The sequence below is a fragment of the Klebsiella sp. CN_Kp066 genome (genome assembly GCF_040065135.1).
Classification (GTDB): domain Bacteria; phylum Pseudomonadota; class Gammaproteobacteria; order Enterobacterales; family Enterobacteriaceae; genus Klebsiella; species Klebsiella oxytoca.
In genome coordinates, this window is the sequence record NZ_JBEAIU010000055.1 from 141,909 (window position 1) to 160,941 (window position 19,033).

Annotated in this window: 14 protein-coding genes, 1 tRNA gene and 1 pseudogene; 9 read left to right on the forward strand and 7 right to left on the reverse strand. The window is 55.9% G+C overall.

Translation table 11 applies throughout. The features are described from left to right. Window positions 1-114: 114 nt before the first annotated feature. Genes ABLV75_RS22740 through ABLV75_RS22750 form a run of 3 tightly spaced genes read left to right on the forward strand, consistent with a single transcriptional unit; the run spans window position 115 to window position 1,017 of the window. The gene (locus tag ABLV75_RS22740) at window positions 115-570 is read left to right on the forward strand and encodes a helix-turn-helix domain-containing protein (RefSeq protein ID WP_004106993.1); all 456 of its coding nucleotides are present in this window, start codon (window positions 115-117) and stop codon (window positions 568-570) included. After that, window positions 570-884, forward strand: a complete 315-nt coding sequence (locus tag ABLV75_RS22745) for a hypothetical protein (RefSeq protein WP_224226614.1) — start codon at window positions 570-572, stop codon at window positions 882-884. The genes ABLV75_RS22740 and ABLV75_RS22745 overlap by 1 nt, the downstream gene beginning before the upstream one ends. Continuing rightward, a complete protein-coding gene (locus ABLV75_RS22750) occupies window positions 826-1,017 on the forward strand; it encodes a toxin-antitoxin system HicB family antitoxin (RefSeq protein WP_032704797.1) in 192 nt (63 codons plus the stop codon). The genes ABLV75_RS22745 and ABLV75_RS22750 overlap by 59 nt, the downstream gene beginning before the upstream one ends. Before the next feature lie 38 nt (window positions 1,018-1,055). Here ABLV75_RS22750 and ABLV75_RS22755 read toward each other — a convergent pair. After that, a tRNA-Sec gene (locus ABLV75_RS22755) sits at window positions 1,056-1,150 on the reverse strand. Between the two features lie 290 nt (window positions 1,151-1,440). On the opposite strand from ABLV75_RS22755, the gene ABLV75_RS22760 reads away from it, so the two are divergent. The 3 genes from ABLV75_RS22760 (at window position 1,441) to ABLV75_RS22770 (ending at window position 6,304) form a co-directional block, all read left to right on the forward strand. Further along, a complete protein-coding gene (locus ABLV75_RS22760) occupies window positions 1,441-2,835 on the forward strand; it encodes a glycoside-pentoside-hexuronide family transporter (protein ID WP_004106990.1) in 1,395 nt (464 codons plus the stop codon). A gap of 13 nt (window positions 2,836-2,848) precedes the next feature. Then, a complete protein-coding gene (gene yicI / locus ABLV75_RS22765; protein ID WP_004106988.1) occupies window positions 2,849-5,167 on the forward strand; it encodes an alpha-xylosidase in 2,319 nt (772 codons plus the stop codon). Between the two features lie 405 nt (window positions 5,168-5,572). Next, window positions 5,573-6,304 (forward strand): MurR/RpiR family transcriptional regulator, encoded by a 732-nt coding sequence (locus ABLV75_RS22770; RefSeq protein WP_004106985.1) that lies wholly within the window; start codon window positions 5,573-5,575, stop codon window positions 6,302-6,304. 96 nt (window positions 6,305-6,400) lie between these two features. Here the strand turns inward: ABLV75_RS22770 and ABLV75_RS22775 are convergent, their stop codons facing one another. The 4 genes and pseudogenes from ABLV75_RS22775 to ABLV75_RS22790 all read right to left on the reverse strand — a co-directional run bounded on the left by ABLV75_RS22775 (window position 6,401) and on the right by ABLV75_RS22790 (window position 13,012). After that, window positions 6,401-7,780: a glycoside hydrolase gene (locus ABLV75_RS22775; protein WP_004106983.1), complete on the reverse strand. Its 1,380-nt coding sequence runs from the start codon at window positions 7,778-7,780 to the stop codon at window positions 6,401-6,403. 13 nt (window positions 7,781-7,793) lie between these two features. After that, window positions 7,794-9,352, reverse strand: a pseudogene (locus ABLV75_RS22780) (PTS transporter subunit EIIC). Between the two features lie 407 nt (window positions 9,353-9,759). Then, window positions 9,760-11,475 carry an AsmA family protein gene (locus ABLV75_RS22785; RefSeq protein ID WP_004106978.1) on the reverse strand — a complete coding sequence of 572 codons (1,716 nt, stop codon included), beginning with the start codon at window positions 11,473-11,475 and terminating at the stop codon, window positions 9,760-9,762. A 145-nt stretch (window positions 11,476-11,620) separates the two neighbouring features. After that, entirely contained in the window at window positions 11,621-13,012 is a 1,392-nt protein-coding gene (locus ABLV75_RS22790) for a uracil-xanthine permease family protein (protein WP_004106976.1), read from the reverse strand. Window positions 13,013-13,298: 286 nt separating this feature from the next. Here ABLV75_RS22790 and gltS point away from each other — a divergent pair, with 286 nt between their 5' ends. After that, entirely contained in the window at window positions 13,299-14,501 is a 1,203-nt protein-coding gene (gene gltS, locus ABLV75_RS22795) for a sodium/glutamate symporter (protein WP_004106974.1), read from the forward strand. Between the two features lie 237 nt (window positions 14,502-14,738). Here gltS and glpK read toward each other — a convergent pair whose 3' ends face one another. Further along, window positions 14,739-16,250, reverse strand: coding sequence for a glycerol kinase GlpK (gene glpK, locus ABLV75_RS22800; protein WP_004106971.1), 1,512 nt, complete (start codon window positions 16,248-16,250; stop codon window positions 14,739-14,741). Between the two features lie 21 nt (window positions 16,251-16,271). Next, window positions 16,272-17,123, reverse strand: a complete 852-nt coding sequence (locus ABLV75_RS22805) for an MIP/aquaporin family protein (protein ID WP_004106970.1) — start codon at window positions 17,121-17,123, stop codon at window positions 16,272-16,274. 443 nt (window positions 17,124-17,566) lie between these two features. Here ABLV75_RS22805 and zapB point away from each other — a divergent pair, with 443 nt between their 5' ends. Continuing rightward, window positions 17,567-17,812: a septal ring assembly protein ZapB gene (gene zapB / locus ABLV75_RS22810; RefSeq protein ID WP_009652751.1), complete on the forward strand. Its 246-nt coding sequence runs from the start codon at window positions 17,567-17,569 to the stop codon at window positions 17,810-17,812. A gap of 150 nt (window positions 17,813-17,962) precedes the next feature. Further along, window positions 17,963-18,952: a sulfate ABC transporter substrate-binding protein gene (locus ABLV75_RS22815; protein WP_004106966.1), complete on the forward strand. Its 990-nt coding sequence runs from the start codon at window positions 17,963-17,965 to the stop codon at window positions 18,950-18,952. The last annotated feature ends 81 nt before the right edge of the window (window positions 18,953-19,033 follow it).

Below are 19,033 nucleotides of genomic sequence, written 5' to 3' on the forward strand. Positions count from 1 at the left end.
GAGATGGGATCTGAAATCGGCAGGCTTATTTTCGTTTATTTCGAATATTGAGGGTTTCGAATATTTCGAATATTTCGAATATACTCGCCTGTATGACTCACAGGAGACAATCATATGACTACACTGACTCATCTCAACCTTCCCGATCGCCAGGAGAGCGAACTTGCGCAGCGCGGACAGCGTGAGCTTGCGGCGTATCTTTCCACCAGGCTGGAAACACAGCGTATTGCCATTGTAGGAGAGGATGATAAAGCTCATACCATAGAGCTACCTACAAGTGCGCTGACATTGCTGATGGAGATATTGGGGGAGTTGGCTAGCGGAAATGCGGTACAAATCGTTCCCGTACATGCGGAACTCACAACCCAGGAGGCGGCAAATATACTCAATGTCTCTCGTCCGCATATGGTTAAGCTCCTGGAAGCGAGGAAGCTCCCATTTCATAAAACGGGGCGTCATCGCAGAGTGTTGTTTGCCGATCTTATGGAGTATAAGAAACGCAGGGAACAGGAGAGCCTGGACGCGATGCAATCATTGGCCGATCAGGCGCAGGACTTAGGGATGTATTAATGCGACATTCACCTTATCCGGTGATTTTAGATGCCTGTGTGTTATATCCGGCACGACTCAGAGATTTGCTGATGCACCTGGGGATTGCCGGGCTGTATCAACCAAAATGGAGCCGCTGCATTCAGGATGAATGGTGCAGAAACTTGATTGCTAATCGGCCTGACATTCTGCCAGAGACGCTTCAGCGTACTGTCAAAATGATGAATTCCGCCTTACCAGATGCCAATGTTACGGGATATAAGGGATTAATAAGTAATCTGCATCATAGCGCGCGAAAAAAAACCAAAGGGCGGCGGCCAGTCTCCGCAGTTTAAAATACGCATTGATCCGGCATTGAAGGAACAACTGGATGCCGTGGCGGCGGAAGAGGGGGTGAGTCTCGCGAGCTGGTTTAAAGAACTGGCGAGAAGCGCGCTAAAAGCGAAAGGCATTGAACCGAAAGGCTGATTTTCTGGATAAGTTCACATGGATAAAAATGATTGAACTGGCGGAAGATCACAGGAGTTGAACCTGCCCGGGACCGCTGGCGGCCCCAACTGGATTTGAAGTCCAGCCACCTCACCGGAGATGACGATCTTCCGCGCCTCGATTGCTACATGGAGGCGGGCGCATTATAGCTACTTTCCTGCATTAACCACATCCCCCAACGCACTTTTTTACTGCGAAAACTGGACTTTACAGAACCTTCTGAAACATTCCTTTGCAAAATCCGTGGCTTACACTTTTACACACTCTTTCAGGCTACCGGGATCACATAAAACAAGAAACGTAATTTGATTATGAGATATCGCAATTCATCTTACTGCGCGGATGGGTTACAAAGCATGTAACCGGTACCAATCCGCGGTAGCGCTGAGAGAAGAGTGTGCGATGAAAGATCATATTTTGTCCGTCAAAGAGAAGATTGGCTACGGCATGGGCGATGCCGCTAGCCACATCATTTTTGATAACGTCATGTTGTATATGATGTTTTTCTATACCGATATCTTTGGTATCCCTGCCGGCTATGTCGGTACCATGTTCCTGCTGGCCCGCGCGCTGGACGCGATATCCGACCCTTGCATGGGGCTGCTGGCCGACCGTACCCGCAGCCGATGGGGAAAATTCCGCCCGTGGATACTGTTCGGAGCGATTCCGTTCGGTCTCGTGTGCGTACTGGCCTACAGCTCGCCGGACCTGAGTCATAACGGCAAGCTGATATACGCCGCGGTCACCTACACGCTGCTGACCCTGCTCTACACCGTGGTCAACATCCCCTACTGCGCGCTGGGCGGGGTCATTACCGACAATCCGACGCAGCGCATCTCCCTGCAGTCCTGGCGCTTTGTGCTGGCGACGGCGGGCGGTATGCTCTCCACCGTCCTGATGATGCCGTTGGTGAACTTTATCGGCGGCGAAGATAAAGCGTTTGGCTTCCAGGGCGGCATCGCGGTGCTCTCGGTGATCGCGTTCCTGATGCTGGCGTTTTGCTTCTTCACTACCAAAGAGCGCGTCGAAGCGCCGCCGAGCTCTACCTCGATGCGGGAAGACCTGCGCGATATCTGGCGCAACGATCAGTGGCGAGTGGTTGGCCTGCTGACCATTCTCAATATTCTCGCGGTCTGCGTTCGCGGCGGCGCGATGATGTACTACACCACCTGGATTATGGGATCCGCGGGTCTGTTCACCGCCTTCCTCACCACCTACTGCGTCGGCAACCTGATTGGCTCGGCGCTGGCGAAGCCGCTTACCGACTGGAAATGCAAAGTCAGCGTTTTCTGGTGGACCAATGCTCTGCTGGCGGCGCTGAGCGTGGCGATGTTCTTCGTGCCGATGGACGCCGAAATCACCATGTTCGCCTTTATCTTCGTAATTGGCGTGCTTCATCAGCTGGTGACGCCGATTCAGTGGGTGATGATGTCCGACACCGTCGACTACGGCGAATGGTGTAACGGCAAACGCCTGACCGGCATCAGCTTTGCGGGCACCCTGTTCGTGCTCAAGCTGGGCCTGGCGCTGGGCGGCGCGCTGATTGGCTGGATGCTGGCGGGCGGCGGTTACGATGCCGCGGCCAAAACCCAGAACAGCGCCACTATCACCATCATCATCTCATTGTTCACCCTTGCTCCGGCGGTCTGCTACCTGCTGAGCGCGGTTATCGCGAAACGCTACTACACCCTGAAAACGCCGTTCCTGAAAAAGATGATGGCGGAACTGGCTCAGGGCGCGCGCCGCAACGAACACGACTTCACTTCAGCGCCGACAGGCAAAGAATTGCAAAACTAAGAGGAAGCTATTCATGAAAATCAGTGATGGAAACTGGCTTATTCAACCAGGGCTCAATCTGATCCAACCCGTGCAGGTCTATGAGGTTGAGCAGCAAGGTAACGAGATGGTCGTCTATGTGGCGTCTCGCGAAGTTCGCGAACGCGCCGCCCAGCTGGACGTTCCGCTCTTTACCGTGCGCTTCTTCTCCCCACAGGAAGGGGTGATCGGCGTACGCATGGAGCACTTCCAGGGCGCACTGAACAACGGCCCGCATTACCCGCTGAACGTGCTGAAAGACGTGAACGTGGAGATTAATAATGGCGCTGAATATGCCGAGCTGAAAAGCGGCAATTTGACCGCACGCGTCACGAAAGGCGATTTCTGGTCGCTGGATTTTCTGCGCGACGGCGTGCGTATTACCGGTAGCCAGCTGAAAAATGACGGCTACGTGCAGGATACCAAAACGAATCGCAACTATATGTTCGAGCGTCTGGATCTCGGCGTCGGCGACACCGTTTATGGCCTCGGCGAGCGCTTTACCGCGCTGGTGCGTAACGGCCAGACGGTCGAAACCTGGAACGAAGACGGCGGCACCAGTACCGAACAGTCGTATAAAAATATCCCGTTCTACCTGACTAACCGCGGATACGGCGTGCTGGTGAATCATCCTGAGCGCGTCTCTTTCGAAATCGGCTCCGAAAAAGTCTCGAAGGTGCAGTTCAGCGTCGAAGGGGAATACCTGGAGTACTTCGTCATCGACGGCCCGACTCCGAAAGAGGTGCTGAACCGCTATACCCGGTTTACCGGGCGTCCGGCGCTGCCGCCAGCCTGGTCCTTCGGCCTGTGGCTGACCACCTCGTTTACCACCAACTACGATGAAGCGACGGTTAACAGCTTTATTGACGGTATGGCAGAGCGCAACCTGCCGTTGCACGTGTTCCATTTCGACTGTTTCTGGATGAAAGCCTTCCAGTGGTGCGATTTTGAGTGGGATCCGGTGACCTTCCCTGACCCGGAAGGGATGATTAAACGCCTGAAAGAGAAAGGACTGAAGGTCTGCGTGTGGATCAACCCGTATATCGGCCAGCGTTCACCGGTGTTTAAAGAGCTCCAGGAGAAAGGCTATCTGTTGAAACGTCCGGATGGTTCATTGTGGCAGTGGGATAAATGGCAGCCGGGCCTGGCGATTTATGACTTCACCAATCCGCAAGCCTACCAGTGGTATGCCGACAAGCTGAAAGGCCTGGTGGCGATGGGCGTAGACTGCTTCAAAACCGACTTCGGCGAGCGTATTCCGACCGACGTGCAGTGGTTTGATGGTTCCGATCCGCAGAAAATGCACAACCACTATGCCTTCATCTATAACGAGCTGGTGTGGAACGTGCTGAAAGAGACCGTTGGCGAGAAAGAAGCGGTGCTGTTCGCTCGTTCCGCCTCGGTGGGCGCGCAACAGTTCCCGGTGCACTGGGGCGGCGACTGCTACGCCAACTATGAATCGATGGCGGAAAGCCTGCGCGGCGGCCTGTCGATCGGCATGTCCGGTTTTGGGTTCTGGAGCCACGATATCGGCGGCTTCGAAAACACCGCGCCCGCCCATGTCTACAAGCGCTGGTGCGCCTTCGGCCTGCTGTCGAGCCACAGCCGTCTGCACGGCAGCAAATCCTATCGTGTGCCATGGGCCTACGATGACGAGTCCTGCGACGTGGTGCGCCACTTCACGCAGCTGAAATGCCGCATGATGCCGTATCTGTACCGTCAGGCGGCGCTGGCCAACGAGTTCGGTACGCCGATGCTGCGTTCGATGATGCTGGAGTTCCCGCACGACCCGGCCTGCGACTATCTGGACCGGCAGTACATGCTGGGGGATTCGGTGCTGGTGGCGCCGGTGTTTAGCGAAACGGGCGACGTCCAGTTCTGGCTGCCGGAAGGCCGCTGGACCCATCTGTGGCACAACGATGAAGCGCAGGGCAGCCGCTGGCATAAGCAGAATCATGATGTGCTGAGCCTACCGGTGTACGTGCGTGACAACACCCTGCTGGCGTTGGGCAACAATGACCAGAAACCGGACTACGCGTGGAATGAAGGCACCGCCTTCCAGCTGTTTAATCTCGAAGATGGGCGCGAAGCGGTCAGCCAGGTGCCGGCAGCGGACGGGTCGGTGGTCTTTACCCTGAAGGCGAAACGCCAGGGCAATGTCATTACCGTCAGCGGTGACGGTGAGGCCAGCGGCTGGACGCTGTGCCTGCGCAATATCCAGCAGGTAGCGAGCGTGCAGGGCGGTGTTCAGGCAGGCAGTGAGCTGGGCGTGGTGGTGACCGCGCAGGGCAATGCGTTGACCATCACGCTGTAAGTTTTTGCTTCCTGAAGCATGGGTTCACAGCCATCTGCGGACCCGTAGCCCGGACAAGGCGCGACAGGCGCCGCCTCCGGGGAATGTGCCGAACCTGATGCATCTGCGCTGCTGCTCCCCGGCTCGCGCTGCGCTTAGCCGGGCTACGGATCCTGTGGGCCAGGTAGCACGGACAAGGCGCGGCAGGCGCCGCCTCCGGGATACAGGCGCAATGTAGCTTCAGGTTATCCTCCCCGGTGGCGCGACGCTTACCGGGGCTACAGGCTATGCCCTCTTCGTTTGCGGAGAGGGTTTTTTTATTCCATTTCTTCTGAAAAAGTAACGTTCATTTCATTCTGGTGATTCACCCCACAGACACTCGCGCCGTCAGGTGATAGCGTAGTTTACCGCTGAGAGGAGCCCGGAATGGATTTAGAAAACATTTTTCGTGACGTTAAGCTAAGCAAAACCGAAATGACCGTGCTGCGTTTTATTCAGAATGACCCTGAGCAATGTGTGCGCGAGGGGATCCGCGCCGTCGCGGAACACTGTTATAGCAACCCTTCCTCGCTAGTGCGGTTGGCGAAGAAACTGAAATTCAGCGGCTGGCTGGAGCTGGTCTATTTTATTAAATTCAATATCACCATGCCGAAACTCGATGTCACCAACGATATCGACTACATGAGCATTCAGCCGATAGAGCGGATAACTTCTCTACTGGAAAGCCTGCAACATCATCGCATTTTGATTCACGGCAGCGGCTTTTCGCAGCTGATCGCCCAGTATATTTACAATAAATTTTTGGTGACCGGGGTAAACGCCAGCCTGGCGCTATGGCCGGATTACGAAATTCTTGAGCAGAAGAACGCCGCTAAATTTGATTCGATCTGGATTATTTCCAAATCCGGGCGTAGCAGTTCGGCGCTGAACTGGGTGAAGGCGCTGGAAGGGAAGAAGATTAATCTGGTCTGCTTCACCGGCGATTATCAAAGCCCGCTGGCGCAGGCGGCGGATACGGCGTTTATTATTCACGATCCGCAGAAATTCGATGATGATATTTACTGGAGCAACCCGTTTTTTGGCTACTGCATACTCGGGTTTGAGCGGCTGCTGAAGATGTGGTTTACACACACGGGGATCCCCGGAGGCGGCGCCTGAGGCGCCTGTCCGGGCTACCGCCCCGCAGGCGGTGGTGAACCCGTAGCACGGTCAGCGCAGCGCCACCGGGAGGAGTGCGGTGGCGCGAGGGTGGGATTATTGCCAGTCGGCGAACTGCTTATCATCGAGATAAGCTTCAACAAGCGCTTTTGCCAGCGAATAAGAGCCGACCAGCGGATGCGCCATCAGCGCCCGTACCGCCAGTGACTTATCCCGCTGCAGAATCGCCGCCACCGCCAGCCGCTCATACTCCTTCACGCTGGCGATCATGTTTTTCTGCGCTGTCGGCACATGTTTCGGCGTCACCGGCTTCAGGCCCTCTTTACTGAGATCGCAGCTGATCTCAATCACGTCGTCCTGGCGCAGGAAGTCCAGCGTGCCGTTGTTGGGCATCGACACCACAATACGCTTGGTGGTGGTGCTGTTGACCGCCTCCAGAATATCCAGCGCCACCCCTGCGTAGCCGCCGGTATCCGGCTCCTCGATAAACTGCTTTAAGGTTAACGGCTCGCGGGTATGGAATTTTTCCTGCTGCGACTCGTTCTGCATATAGCTATTTTCCCGGCGCAGATAGTGCTTCATCCAGATGGTAAACGCCGCTTCCGGGTTGGCTTTCACATCCACGGTCCGCAGCTCTTCGCGCATATCGTGATTGATACGGGCAATCTGCTCGCCGCGGGTTTCCGCTGCGTTCTGAATCGCTTTTAAAGCCACTTCTCGATAGTAGTAGTAGTAAAGATATTCATTAAGCAGTTGCTTATCGCATAGCTGAACCAGCTCCGGCGAAAAATACTGCATCGCCGTCTTACGATACAGCTCAGGACTGGTAATCAGGCGCTCGGTGACATCCTCGCCGCTTACGGTGAAGTGGGTAAACCAGGAGAAGTGGTTCAACCCGTAGCACTCAACGCCGAGATCGCGCTCGTCGCAGCCGAGGATTGCCGGCAGCTCGCGAATCAGCTCCGAAGGCGCGTCGCAGATGCCGTACACCCGGCGCTTAAAGCCGGATTTGATAATCGCCTCGGTGACCAGCCCTGACGGGTTGGTGAAGTTAAAAAGAATAGCGTCTCCGGCGGCGTGCTCTTCAATCAGGCGGCAGTAGTGAAGAATCGCCGGAATGGAACGCATCGCCATGGCGAAACCGCCAGCGCCGGTGGTCTCCTGGCCCAGGGTGTTGTGCTGCAGGGCGATACGCTCGTCGCGAATGCGACTCTCATCGCCGCCTACCCGCAGGGTGGTGATGACATAGTGGCTATTTTTGAGTGCCGGCACCGGGTCGCTGGTTACGCTGAAGTGAATATCCGGGCGAATCGTATTAAACACATAGCGGGCGATTTCGCCAAAAATTGCCAGATTCTCAGCGGAGCTGTCGAGAAATACAACTTCCGTTAAACCAATGCGGTGCGCGTTATATGCCAGAGATTTTGCCAGGAACGCAGAGCGAACGCCGCCCCCGCCTAATACGGTTAATTTCATAAACAACTCCTAATTAATTTTCTGCTAGCCAGCTATCAACCCGGGAACGGACCTGTCCCACTTTGACGCCGTAAATAACCTGAACTTCATTTCGATTTCGTACTACGCCGTTTGCACCGGTGCTTTTTAATATTGCATCATCAACTAAATCCATATTGTGAATAGCGACGCGCAGGCGGGTAAAACAGTTGTCGACTGAAATAATATTCGCTTTGCCGCCTAAGCCATTAATAATCTCGTTGGTCACCGACTGCGGTTCGCCCATTTTTTTACGATAATCAGCTTTGCTATATAACTTCACGTTTTCATCATCTTCACGGCCCGGCGTTTTGAGATTCAACTTAACGACCAGCGTGCGGAAGATAACGTAGTAGACGGCGAACTGGCCGATCCCGATGAGCACGTAGCCGGGCCAGCGGGTCAGGGCGACCGGCAGCGGCAGGTTGTAAATCAGAAACTCAATCAGCCCCGAGGCGCCCCACGGACGGACGGTAAAGATGTCGCAAATCGCCTGCGAAGCTGCGGTTAAGGTAGCATGGATCACCCACAGCAGCGGGGAAACGAACAGAAAGGTAAACTCAATCGGCTCGGTGATACCGGTGAGCATGGAAGTGATAATGGCCGGTAGCAGAATCGCTTTAGCCATCATTTTTTTCTCCGGTTTCGCCGTATGGTAGAACGCCAGCGAGGCGCCGGCCAGGCCGAAGATGGTGGTCATCCCCTGCTGTGAGAAACGCAGCGCCTCGTTCATCACCGGCGTCAGATCCGGGTGACGCATATAGGCGAGGAAAATCGCCTGGGTTCCGGAGACTATCTGCCCGTCGACGTTCAGCGTGCCGCCGATTTGCGTGAGCTGGAACGGCGACCAGACGAAGTGGTGCAGACCGGTGGGATGAGGAATTTTTCAAAGAAGCCGTAAACGAAGACCCCCGCCACGCCGGCGTTTTTCATAAAGCCGGTCAGCGCCGCGATGCCGTGGGTCATAAACGGCCAGATCCAGGTAAAAGCGATGGCGTAGAAAATGATGACCGGCGTCATCGCCACCAGCGTCAGCTTGGCCCCGCCGTACATGGAGAGCGCGCCGGGTAGCTCAATAGTCGATACTTTGTTATGCACCCAGGCGATGGTGCAGCCGAGAATAATGCCGAGGAAAACCCCCATATCGACCACCACAAAGCCCAGCAGTTGGGTTTGCCCGGTGCCGTAATATTCGCCGTTAATTTTTTCCGCCAGGCCGTGAGTATGCTCCAGCCAGGAGTGGTTGGCGCCAAGAAACATAATAAAACACATCACTGAAACCAGCGCGACTTCGGTTTTTTTATCTTTTGCCAGGCCATAGCTGATGCCGACGCAAAAGAGTAATCCCAGATTGCCGAATAAAGGCCAGAAGGTATCGCCGAGTAGCTGTCCAAGCTGGTGTAAAAAGCTGGTCTCCGAAATTAATGTTGGGTTGGTTAAGACTGAGCTGAGTGCCAAAATTAAGCCGATGACCGGCAAGAACAATACTGCACCGATCATTGCTCTGGAGAATTTTTGCATATTCTCCAGAATACGTTGACGTATTACGGACATGGTCGTTCCTTTATTTTTGTATACCCGTCATACTTCAAGTTGCTTATGTGTTAGCTACGCTCGCTCACCCCAGTCACATAGTTATCTATGCTCCTGGGGACTCACTCCCTTGCCGCCTTTAAGCAATTCGAATTATTTTGGGTATAGGTTCAGGGACTTTAATTATTTTTTTCGCTTCCAGTATTTTTGTTATAGCAAGTCCGCTATTTGAAAGGAACAGGTTGCGGAAAATAGGTACAAATAGCCGCTAAATGGCAACAGGTTTCACCATTAAGGATATTATATGACCCTCACCCCAAACCTCTCCCTGAAAGGGAGAGGGGGTCGATCGGTGTGGGCATAAAAAATAAAGAGTGCAGAGGGCGGTTCCCCCTCCCCGGCGGGGAGAGGGTTAGGGTGAGGGGAAACTAGGGGGTAGACATTATCGGAGCAGAAGGAGCCTGAGCGCTGGTAACTTCACCGTTGCGCATGACCTGCGCTACCTGCTGTTTCTCCATATTGACTGCGCTGAGCTGACCGTTAACGGTTGGCTTCAGCGGCGCATCTGGCAGCACGCTGCCGGTCGCCGTTAGCTGGAGATTACCATCGCCGGATATCGGCAGCGCTGGCCAGCCCCAGGCCTGCAAAATATTTAGCGGCACGCCGCGACCGCTCAGGCTCAGGTTGACCTGACGCTGCGGAAGCTGCGACACCGCCGCGGTGGCTTGCAGGATCCCACGCTCGGTAAAGGCGCTGAGCTCGTTAACGTTCACCGTTGAGGCATTGGCGCTCAGCTTCAGCGACGGGCGGCGGACATCAATACGATTAAAGGTCGCGGCGGCGGCGTTCAGCGTCGCGCTACCGTTCCACACGCCCCAGCTGCGGTTTTTCACCAGCTGCAGCTCGCCGCCGTAGCCGTCGAGCGCGGTGATTTGCCACGGGAACGCCGGTTCAACATCGATAATGAGGTTGCGGCTGGCGCTGAACTTTCTCAGCGTCAGGCTTTGCAGCCACTCGGGAAGCGGCGCCATCCATAGCTGCTTCCAGTTGGTCGGCAGCGTATATTCCAGTCCGGCGAACGCGGTGTCGTCCAGCACGAGGGCATGGCCGGCGCGCAGCCAGTTGCCGGACGTGCGCACCATCCCGCCCTCCCAGCGTGAGGTGAACTGGCGCAGCGCGATACCCTGCGGGGAGAATCCGGCGTTAAGGATTGGGTCGAGGAAGTGCAGCGAACCGTAAATAAACTCGTTAGCGTTCATCGACAGCGTGCCATCCTGGCTTTGCCAGTCGCCGCGGCTCAGGGTCAGGTTGCGCAGATTAAGGTCGAGGCCAGCGATCGCCCAGTCAGGCCCCTGCAGGCTGGCGTCGGTCACGTCAAGGCGGCCAATCTGCAGCGAGGGCAGGGTGGTCAGCGGCGTGAAAAAGTCGGCGAGTGATTTATCGCTTTGCAGACGGATCTCGTTGAGGCGCAAATTATCGACCTGCCAGCCGCCGTCGGCGCTGCGTTTCGCCGTGCCGGTGAGCGTGCCGCGAGCGACGTCCGCCCCGAGGGTTGAGAGCGTCACTTCGCCGTTATCGATATTCCCCTGAATCAGCACGTTGCTGGCTTCAATACCGTTGAGCGTCATCGACCCGGCGCTCATCTGAATTTGCGTTTTCTTGCCCAGCACATTACCCGCTTCCGGCGCCCACGGGCTGACGCCGCCGGTGACGCGCTGCGCGCTCAGATCCCAGTCGCTCTCCGGGCTGTTGAACGCCATATTGCGCAACCGGAGACGATCGGCGGCGAACGGCAGCGCTGCGGAAGAAGGGGAGAAGTTTAGCGTACCGTCGCTGAGAATGATTTCGTCAGCATGCAGCGGGTCGCTAAACTGGCGGCTGCTAAATCCGATATCCACGGTTTGCGCCACCAGCGTGGCGGGTTTGCCGTCGCGACCGAGGGTGACGTTTTGCAGCTGCAGGTGCAGTGGCGAAGAGAAATTATGGTCCATTTTGTTGAAAGAGACCTTCCAGCCGGTACCGTCGCTTAGCCAGGCGCTGGCCTGACGCCCTCCCCACTGGGTTTGCAGCAGGAAATAAGCGGCAATAATCACCACCAGCAGAGCAATCAGCAGCCAGAGAATCAGCTTTCTGAGAAATTTCATGATCTTCGATCCTGAGCGAGGCACATAAGGCTGTTATGCCCGAATTATGCGCAATCCTCAAGACAGGAATTGTGTAATGAGATGATGTGAGGTTGATGATGTTTGCGCTCCGGCCGACGTTGCGCGGCCGGAGCATCAGAGAGGATCAGTTTTTCTCTGGCGGGAAAATCAGATTCAGAACAATCGCCGTGATACCGCCGGCGGCGATACCGGAGGAGAGCAGATTCTTCAGCCAGTCAGGGGCGAACTGCAGGATCAGCGGCTGCTGGGAAACGCCAAGGCCGACGGCCAGCGACAGGGCGATAATCAGGATCGCGCGGCGGTTCAGCGGCTCGCGGGAGACGATACGCACGCCGGAGGCGGCAATGGTGCCGAACATCACCAGCGTTGCGCCGCCAAGCACCGGCTCAGGAATATGCTGCACGAAGCCGCTCACCGCCGGGAACAGGCCGAGCACGATCAGCATCAGCGCGACCACAAAACCAACATAGCGGCTGGCGACGCCGGTCAACTGAATCACGCCGTTGTTCTGGCCAAAGCAGGAGTTCGGGAAGGTGTTGAATACCGCCGAAACAAACGAGTTCAGACCGTTGGCCAGCACGCCGCCCTTCAGACGCTTCATATATAGCGGGCCGGAAACCGGCTGCTCGGAAACGTCAGAGGTGGCGGTGATATCGCCGATGGTTTCCAGCGAGGTAATCATAAACACCAGCATCAGCGGCAGCAGCAGATTCCAGTCGATGCCCAGCCCGTAGTACAGCGGCGTGGGAACCATAATCAGGCTGCTTTCCGTCGGTGCGGTATTGGTCGGCAGCATATCGAGTAGCCATGCCGCCAGGTATCCGGCCGCCATCGCGATAACCAGCGAAGCGATGCGCAGATACGGGTTGCGCTGGCGGTTAAGGATAATAATCAGCGCCAGCACGATCCCCGCCAGCAGCAGGTTTTTTGGCGCGCCGAAGGTGTGGTCGGCCATGGCGGCATAGCCCCCGCCGATGGAGGTCAGGCCAACCTGAATCAGCGACAGGCCGATAATCATTACCACCACGCCGGAGACCAGCGGAGTGATTATGCGGCGGGCGAGATGCAGAACGCGCGAGAGAACCATCTCCGTGCAGCTGGCCAGCATCAGGGTGCCGAACAGCGCGGCCATCATGGTCGGAACATCGGCGCCGCCGGTTTTCAGCGCGGTTCCGCCCATAATCAGCGGAGCGACGAAGTTAAAGCTGGTGCCCTGAATCGAAAGCAGACCAGAACCCACCGGGCCCCAGGCTTTAATTTGAATGATGGATGCCACGCCGGAGGCGAACAGGGACATGCTGATGATGTGTTGTGTATCCTGAGCCGGGAGGCCCAGAGCCTGACAAATTAACAGCGCCGGAGTGATAACCGCGACAAACATCGCCAGCAGGTGCTGGAACGCGGCGAACAGCGTTTGCGGTAGCGGCGGGCGGTCTTCAAGGCGGTAGATTAATTCGCTGGTTTGCTTATGCGCAACCGGTTGCGCATTTTCTGATTCTGCGGTGTTAACGGACATCACAACAATCCCAAAGGTGGCAAAGCGGGGATTTTATCGGACTATAGACCAAAAGCAAACGTTTGCCACTCTTTAGCGGCAAATATTTATGCAGGGAATAGGTGTCAAATATTTATTAACATTTTGTATGCTTGATCGCATCATTATCCCTACAAAATATCTTTTCCTGTCCTTTTTTCCGTACTTCTGCTTAAAATCCCTTCCCGATTACTCATGATGAGAAGCAATCGACACCGGGAATTTCGTCGCGTGTGAATGGATCATGCGCCTATAAGGAGCTCTTTTTATGTTTCATCTCGATACCTTATCGACGCTCGTTGCCGCAACATTAGTGTTGCTACTAGGTAGAAAACTCGTTCAAACCGTCCCTTTCCTGAAGAAATACACTATTCCTGAGCCCGTGGCGGGCGGTCTGCTGGTCGCTCTGGCGCTGCTGGTATTAAAGAAAAGCATGGATATCGAAATTGATTTCGATATGAGCCTGAAAGACCCGCTGATGCTGGCTTTCTTCGCCACTATCGGCCTGAATGCCAACCTCGCCAGCCTGCGCTCTGGCGGCAAAGTGGTGGGGACATTCCTGATCGTGGTGGTGGGGCTGCTGCTGCTGCAAAACGCCCTCGGTATCGGCATGGCGAAGCTGCTGGGCCTCGACCCGCTGATGGGGCTGCTGGCCGGTTCGATTACCCTTTCCGGCGGCCACGGTACCGGCGCGGCGTGGAGTAAACTGTTTATTGAGCGCTATAGCTTTGTCAACGCCACCGAAGTGGCTATGGCTTGCGCAACCTTCGGTCTCGTTCTTGGCGGCCTGATCGGCGGGCCGGTGGCGCGCTATCTGGTCAAACACTCTTCATCACCGGACGGCACGCCGGACGATCAGCTCGCGCCGACCGCGTTTGAAAAGCCGGATATGGGGCGCATGATCACGTCGCTGGTGCTGATTGAGAGCATCGCGCTGATCGCCATCTGTTTGACGGTAGGGAAGATCGTTGCGCAACTGTTGGCGGGGACCGTATTCGAACTTCCTACCTTCGTTTGCGTGCTGTTTATCGGCGTTATCCTCAGCAATAGCCTGTCAGCACTTGGCCTGTACCGCGTATTCGACCGCGCGGTGTCGGTGCTGGGTAACGTCAGCTTGTCGCTATTCCTGGCGATGGCCCTGATGAGCCTGAAGCTGTGGGAGCTGGCGTCGCTGGCGCTGCCGATGATTGCCATTCTGGCGGTGCAGACGATAGCAATGGCGCTGTATGCGGTATTTGTGACCTATCGAATGATGGGTAAAAACTACGATGCCGCGGTGCTGGCCGCCGGCCACTGTGGTTTCGGCCTCGGCGCGACGCCGACGGCGATTGCCAATATGCAGGCGATTACCGATCGTTTCGGTCCGTCGCATATGGCGTTTCTGGTGGTGCCTATGGTGGGGGCGTTCTTTATCGATATCGTTAACGCGCTGGTGATTAAGCTCTATCTGCTGCTGCCGGTATTTGGCTGATAAAAACCCGGAGGTGGTGCGCTACGGGATTATGCGGTCTGCGGGATTATGCGGTCTGCGGGCTGTGTAGCCCGCCTAAGGCGTTTACGCCGCAACCCGGGGATACCCCGGGATTTATGCGTTGGCGCGGTTTCTCCCCGGCTCGCGCTGCGCTTAGCTGGGCTACGGGGTGTGCGGTCTGCGGATTGTATCCCGGCTAAGGCGTTTACGCCGCCAGCCGGGAATACCTCAACAATCTTACGCTTCGTCGTGCTCTTCCCACGCCAGCGCGCGTTTTACCGCCTTCTTCCAGCCGCTGTAGCGATAGTTACGCTCGGTGGTTTCAATTCCCGGACGGAATTCGCGCTCGATAACGGCTTTCTCCTGCAGCTCATCCAGATTCTGCCAGAAGCCCACCGCCAGACCGGCCAGATAAGCTGCGCCCAGCGCCGTGACTTCGCGGACTTCCGGGCGTTCTACGCGGGTACCGAGAATATCGGACTGGAACTGCATCAGGAAGTTGTTGGCGACCGCGCCGCCGTCAACGCGCAGGGCGTGCAGACGGATCCCGGAGTCAGCCTGCATCGCTTCCAGCACGTCGCGGGTCTGATAGGCGATCGATTCCAGCGTGGCGCGAATAATATGGTTGGAATTCACGCCGCGGGTCAGGCCGAAGATCGCCCCGCGGGCATACGGGTCCCAGTAAGGCGCGCCGAGGCCGGTAAACGCCGGAACCACGTACACGCCGTTGGTATCCTTCACTTTGGTGGCGAAATATTCGGAATCGAACGCGTCGCTAATCAGCTTCATCTCATCGCGCAGCCACTGAATGGAGGCGCCCGCCATAAATACCGCGCCTTCCAGCGCATAGTTCACTTCACCGCGCGGGCCGCAGGCGATAGTCGTCAGCAGGCCGTGCGTTGATGCCACCGCTTTTTCGCCGGTATTCATCAGCATAAAGCAGCCGGTGCCGTAGGTGTTTTTCGCCATCCCCTCTTTAACGCACAGCTGGCCGAATAGCGCCGCCTGCTGGTCGCCCGCGATGCCGGCGATCGGAATACGCGTGCCGCCCTTACCGCCGATGTTGGTCTGGCCGTACACTTCGGAAGATTTGCGCACTTCCGGCAGCATGGCGCGCGGAATATCCAGCGCGTCGAGCATTTTGTCGTCCCAGTCCAGTTCGTGGATATTGAACAGCATGGTACGCGAGGCGTTGGTGTAGTCGGTAACGTGAACGCGTCCCTGGGTCATTTTCCAGATAAGCCAGGTGTCTACGGTGCCGAACAGCAGCTCGCCGCGTTTTGCGCGCTCGCGCGCACCTTCGACGTGGTCAAGGATCCACTTCACTTTGGTTCCGGAGAAGTAGGGGTCAACCACCAGGCCAGTTGCCTTACGGATGTACTCTTCCATGCCGTCGCGCTTGAGCTGTTCGCAGATCTCGGCGGTACGGCGGCACTGCCAGACGATGGCGTTATAAATCGGCTTACCGGTTTCGCGCTCCCACACGATGGCGGTTTCACGCTGGTTGGTAATGCCGATCGCGGCGATTTCATCGGAACTGATATCGGCCTTTGCCAGCACTTCAACCAGCGTAGAGCTTTGCGATGCCCAGATTTCCATCGGGTCGTGCTCAACCCAGCCTGGACGCGGATAAATTTGTTCGAATTCTCGCTGAGAGACGCTGACGATATTGGCATCGTGATCCATTACCACGGCGCGGGAGCTGGTGGTGCCCTGGTCGAGCGCTACGATATATTTTTTGTCGGTCATAGTATGAGTCCCGTAGTCAGATTACAGCGAAGCTTTGTGTTGTGTCGTAGAGGGAGATGCGGCTTCTTTCTCTTCAACGACGCAGGTGTCGCAAGGCAGGTGGCGGCCAATCAGCTTGCGGTAGCAGAATGCGCCCAGCGCAGCACCGACGATTGGCGCACACAGCGGCACCAGAAAATAAGGAATATCTTTACCGCCGGTGAAGGCGACGTTGCCCCAGCCTGCCAGCCAGGCGAAGGCTTTCGGTCCGATATCACGCGCCGGGTTCATGGCGAAGCCGGTCAGCGGGCCCATGGATGCGCCAATGACGGCGATCAGCAGACCAATCAGCAGCGGCGCCAGCGGGCCGCGCGGCACGCCGTTGCCATCATCGGTCAGCGCCAGAATGACGCCCATCAGGATAGCGGTAATCACCATTTCTACCGCGAAGGCCTGCACAAAATTGATATGCGGGTTTGGATAGGTAGAGAAAATACCCGCCAGCTCAAGACTTTCGACGCTACCGCGCACCATATTGTGGGTATGTTCGAAATCGAAGAAAAGATTGTAATAAAGCCCGTAAACTAAAGCCGCAGCGCAAAAGGCGCCAGCGAATTGCGCAATGATAAAAGGAACAACTTTACGACCGTCAAAGCAGGCGAACAGCCACAGCGCGATGGTCACCGCCGGGTTAAGGTGCGCACCGGAAACCCCTGCGGTCAGGTAAATCGCCATGGCGACGCCCAGACCCCAGATGATGCTGATTTCCCACTGACCGAAGCTGGCTCCCGCGACCTTAAGCGCAGCGACGCACCCAACGCCGAAAAAGATCAACAACCCGGTACCGAGGAACTCTGCGATGCACTGGCCTTTTAGTGTTGATGTTTGGCTCATAATCGAATCCTGAAGCGAAGTGATGATTATTGTATGTGTGAAGGTCGCAGGCGACCACGCTGCCATGTAGGCATAGTGTTAATTTATCGTTAACGAACAAAAACGAGAAATATCGAAATTCAAATGTGTGTACCTCGTCAAGAAAATGAGCGTTTTCGCGCCATAAACGCGTGTTCGGTCATTTGCGGGAGCGTTTCACCGCTCATTTTTTTAACGAGGTGATTAACAATTACGAAAAAGTACCGGGTAAAAGCGGCGAACGGACCAGGTAAAGACTGAAAAGTGTTGCAAACCGCAATCTACGCGGGTTGTCGCTGGACAGGGGCGGCGGGGCTTCATACAATCGACTACATCACCACTGTAGTGCGCTAATTTTCGTTAAGGCGTCAACGCGTATACGAAACGGACGGTTTCTATCAACGCCTTGCAAGTTCAGGAGAGGTATGACGATGTCATTAGAAGTGTTTGAGAAATTAGAATCTAAAGTTCAGCAGGCGATTGATACCATCACTCTGTTACAGATGGAAATCGAAGAGCTGAAAGAAAAGAACAATACGCTGGCGCAGGAAGTACAAAGCGCCCAGCATAGCCGTGAAGAGCTTGAGCGTGAAAACGGTCAGCTTAAAGAACAGCAGCAGGGCTGGCAGGATCGTCTGCAGGCGCTGCTGGGCCGTATGGAAGAAGTCTAATGCTTCCCGCCTCCTCCCGTTCGGGAGGAGGCAAACTCACCTCGCTCTATATACTCACAAGTTATAGCCAATCTTTTTTTATTCTTTAATCATCAGTCTGCTTTCTGGCACGCTTAATCCATCACAACACTACATAAAGAGAGCGGTGCGATGAATAAGTGGGGCGTGGGGTTAACTCTGTTGCTGGCATCCGCCAGCGTTCTGGCAAAAGACATTCAGCTATTAAACGTTTCTTACGATCCGACGCGCGAGCTGTACGAACAGTACAACAAAGCCTTTAGCGCGCACTGGAAGCAAGAAACCGGCGACAACGTGGTGATTCGTCAGTCACACGGCGGCTCCGGCAAACAGGCGACCTCGGTGATCAACGGCATTGAAGCCGATGTGGTGACCCTTGCGCTGGCCTATGACGTCGATGCGATCGCCGAGCGTGGACGAATCGACAAAAACTGGCTGAAGCGTCTGCCGGATAACTCCGCGCCGTATACCTCAACCATCGTGTTCCTCGTACGTAAAGGTAACCCGAAGCAGATTCATGACTGGAACGACCTGATCAAACCGGGCGTGTCGGTGATTACCCCGAACCCGAAAAGCTCCGGCGGCGCGCGCTGGAACTATCTGGCGGCCTGGGGCTATGCCCTGCACCAGAACAACGGTGACCAGGCTAAGGCGCAGGAGTTCGTAAAAGCGCTGTTTAAGAACGTCGAAGTACTGGATTCCGGCGCCCGCGGTTCGACCAACACCTTTGTGGAACGCGGGATCGGCGATGTGCTGATTGCCTGGGAAAACGAAGCCCTGCTGGCGACCAACGAACTGGGTAAAGACAAATTCGAGATCGTCACCCCGAGCGAATCGATTCTGGCCGAGCCGACCGTTTCCGTGGTGGATAAAGTGGTCGACAAAAAGGGCACTCGCCAGGTTGCGGAAGCATATCTGAAGTATCTCTACTCGCCGGAAGGCCAGGAGATTGCGGCGAAGAACTTCTATCGTCCGCGTGACCCTGAAATCGCGAAAAAATACGCGGATGAGTTCCCGAAACTGAAGCTGTTCACCATCGATGACGTGTTTGGCGGCTGGACTAAAGCGCAGAAAGAGCACTTCTCCAACGGCGGCACCTTTGACCAGATCAACCAGCGTTAAATAGCCTCTCCTTATCCCCGCTCGCGCTGCGCGTAGCGGGGCGACAACGCTTGTCGCCCGGGTAAGGCATAAGCCGCGACC

Bases quoted from the DNA above. Each gene is read 5' to 3' on its own strand.
- glpK (WP_004106971.1), bottom strand. From the start codon at position 16,250: ATGACCGACAAAAAATATATCGTAGCGCTCGACCAGGGCACCACCAGC.
- zapB (WP_009652751.1), top strand. From the start codon at position 17,567: ATGACGATGTCATTAGAAGTGTTTGAGAAATTAGAATCTAAAGTTCAG.
- ABLV75_RS22815 (WP_004106966.1), top strand. From the start codon at position 17,963: ATGAATAAGTGGGGCGTGGGGTTAACTCTGTTGCTGGCATCCGCCAGC.
- gltS (WP_004106974.1), top strand. From the start codon at position 13,299: ATGTTTCATCTCGATACCTTATCGACGCTCGTTGCCGCAACATTAGTG.
- yicI (WP_004106988.1), top strand. From the start codon at position 2,849: ATGAAAATCAGTGATGGAAACTGGCTTATTCAACCAGGGCTCAATCTG.
- ABLV75_RS22740 (WP_004106993.1), top strand. From the start codon at position 115: ATGACTACACTGACTCATCTCAACCTTCCCGATCGCCAGGAGAGCGAA.
- ABLV75_RS22785 (WP_004106978.1), bottom strand. From the start codon at position 11,475: ATGAAATTTCTCAGAAAGCTGATTCTCTGGCTGCTGATTGCTCTGCTG.
- ABLV75_RS22790 (WP_004106976.1), bottom strand. From the start codon at position 13,012: ATGTCCGTTAACACCGCAGAATCAGAAAATGCGCAACCGGTTGCGCAT.
- ABLV75_RS22805 (WP_004106970.1), bottom strand. From the start codon at position 17,123: ATGAGCCAAACATCAACACTAAAAGGCCAGTGCATCGCAGAGTTCCTC.
- ABLV75_RS22775 (WP_004106983.1), bottom strand. From the start codon at position 7,780: ATGAAATTAACCGTATTAGGCGGGGGCGGCGTTCGCTCTGCGTTCCTG.
- ABLV75_RS22745 (WP_224226614.1), top strand. From the start codon at position 570: ATGCGACATTCACCTTATCCGGTGATTTTAGATGCCTGTGTGTTATAT.
- ABLV75_RS22770 (WP_004106985.1), top strand. From the start codon at position 5,573: ATGGATTTAGAAAACATTTTTCGTGACGTTAAGCTAAGCAAAACCGAA.
- ABLV75_RS22760 (WP_004106990.1), top strand. From the start codon at position 1,441: ATGAAAGATCATATTTTGTCCGTCAAAGAGAAGATTGGCTACGGCATG.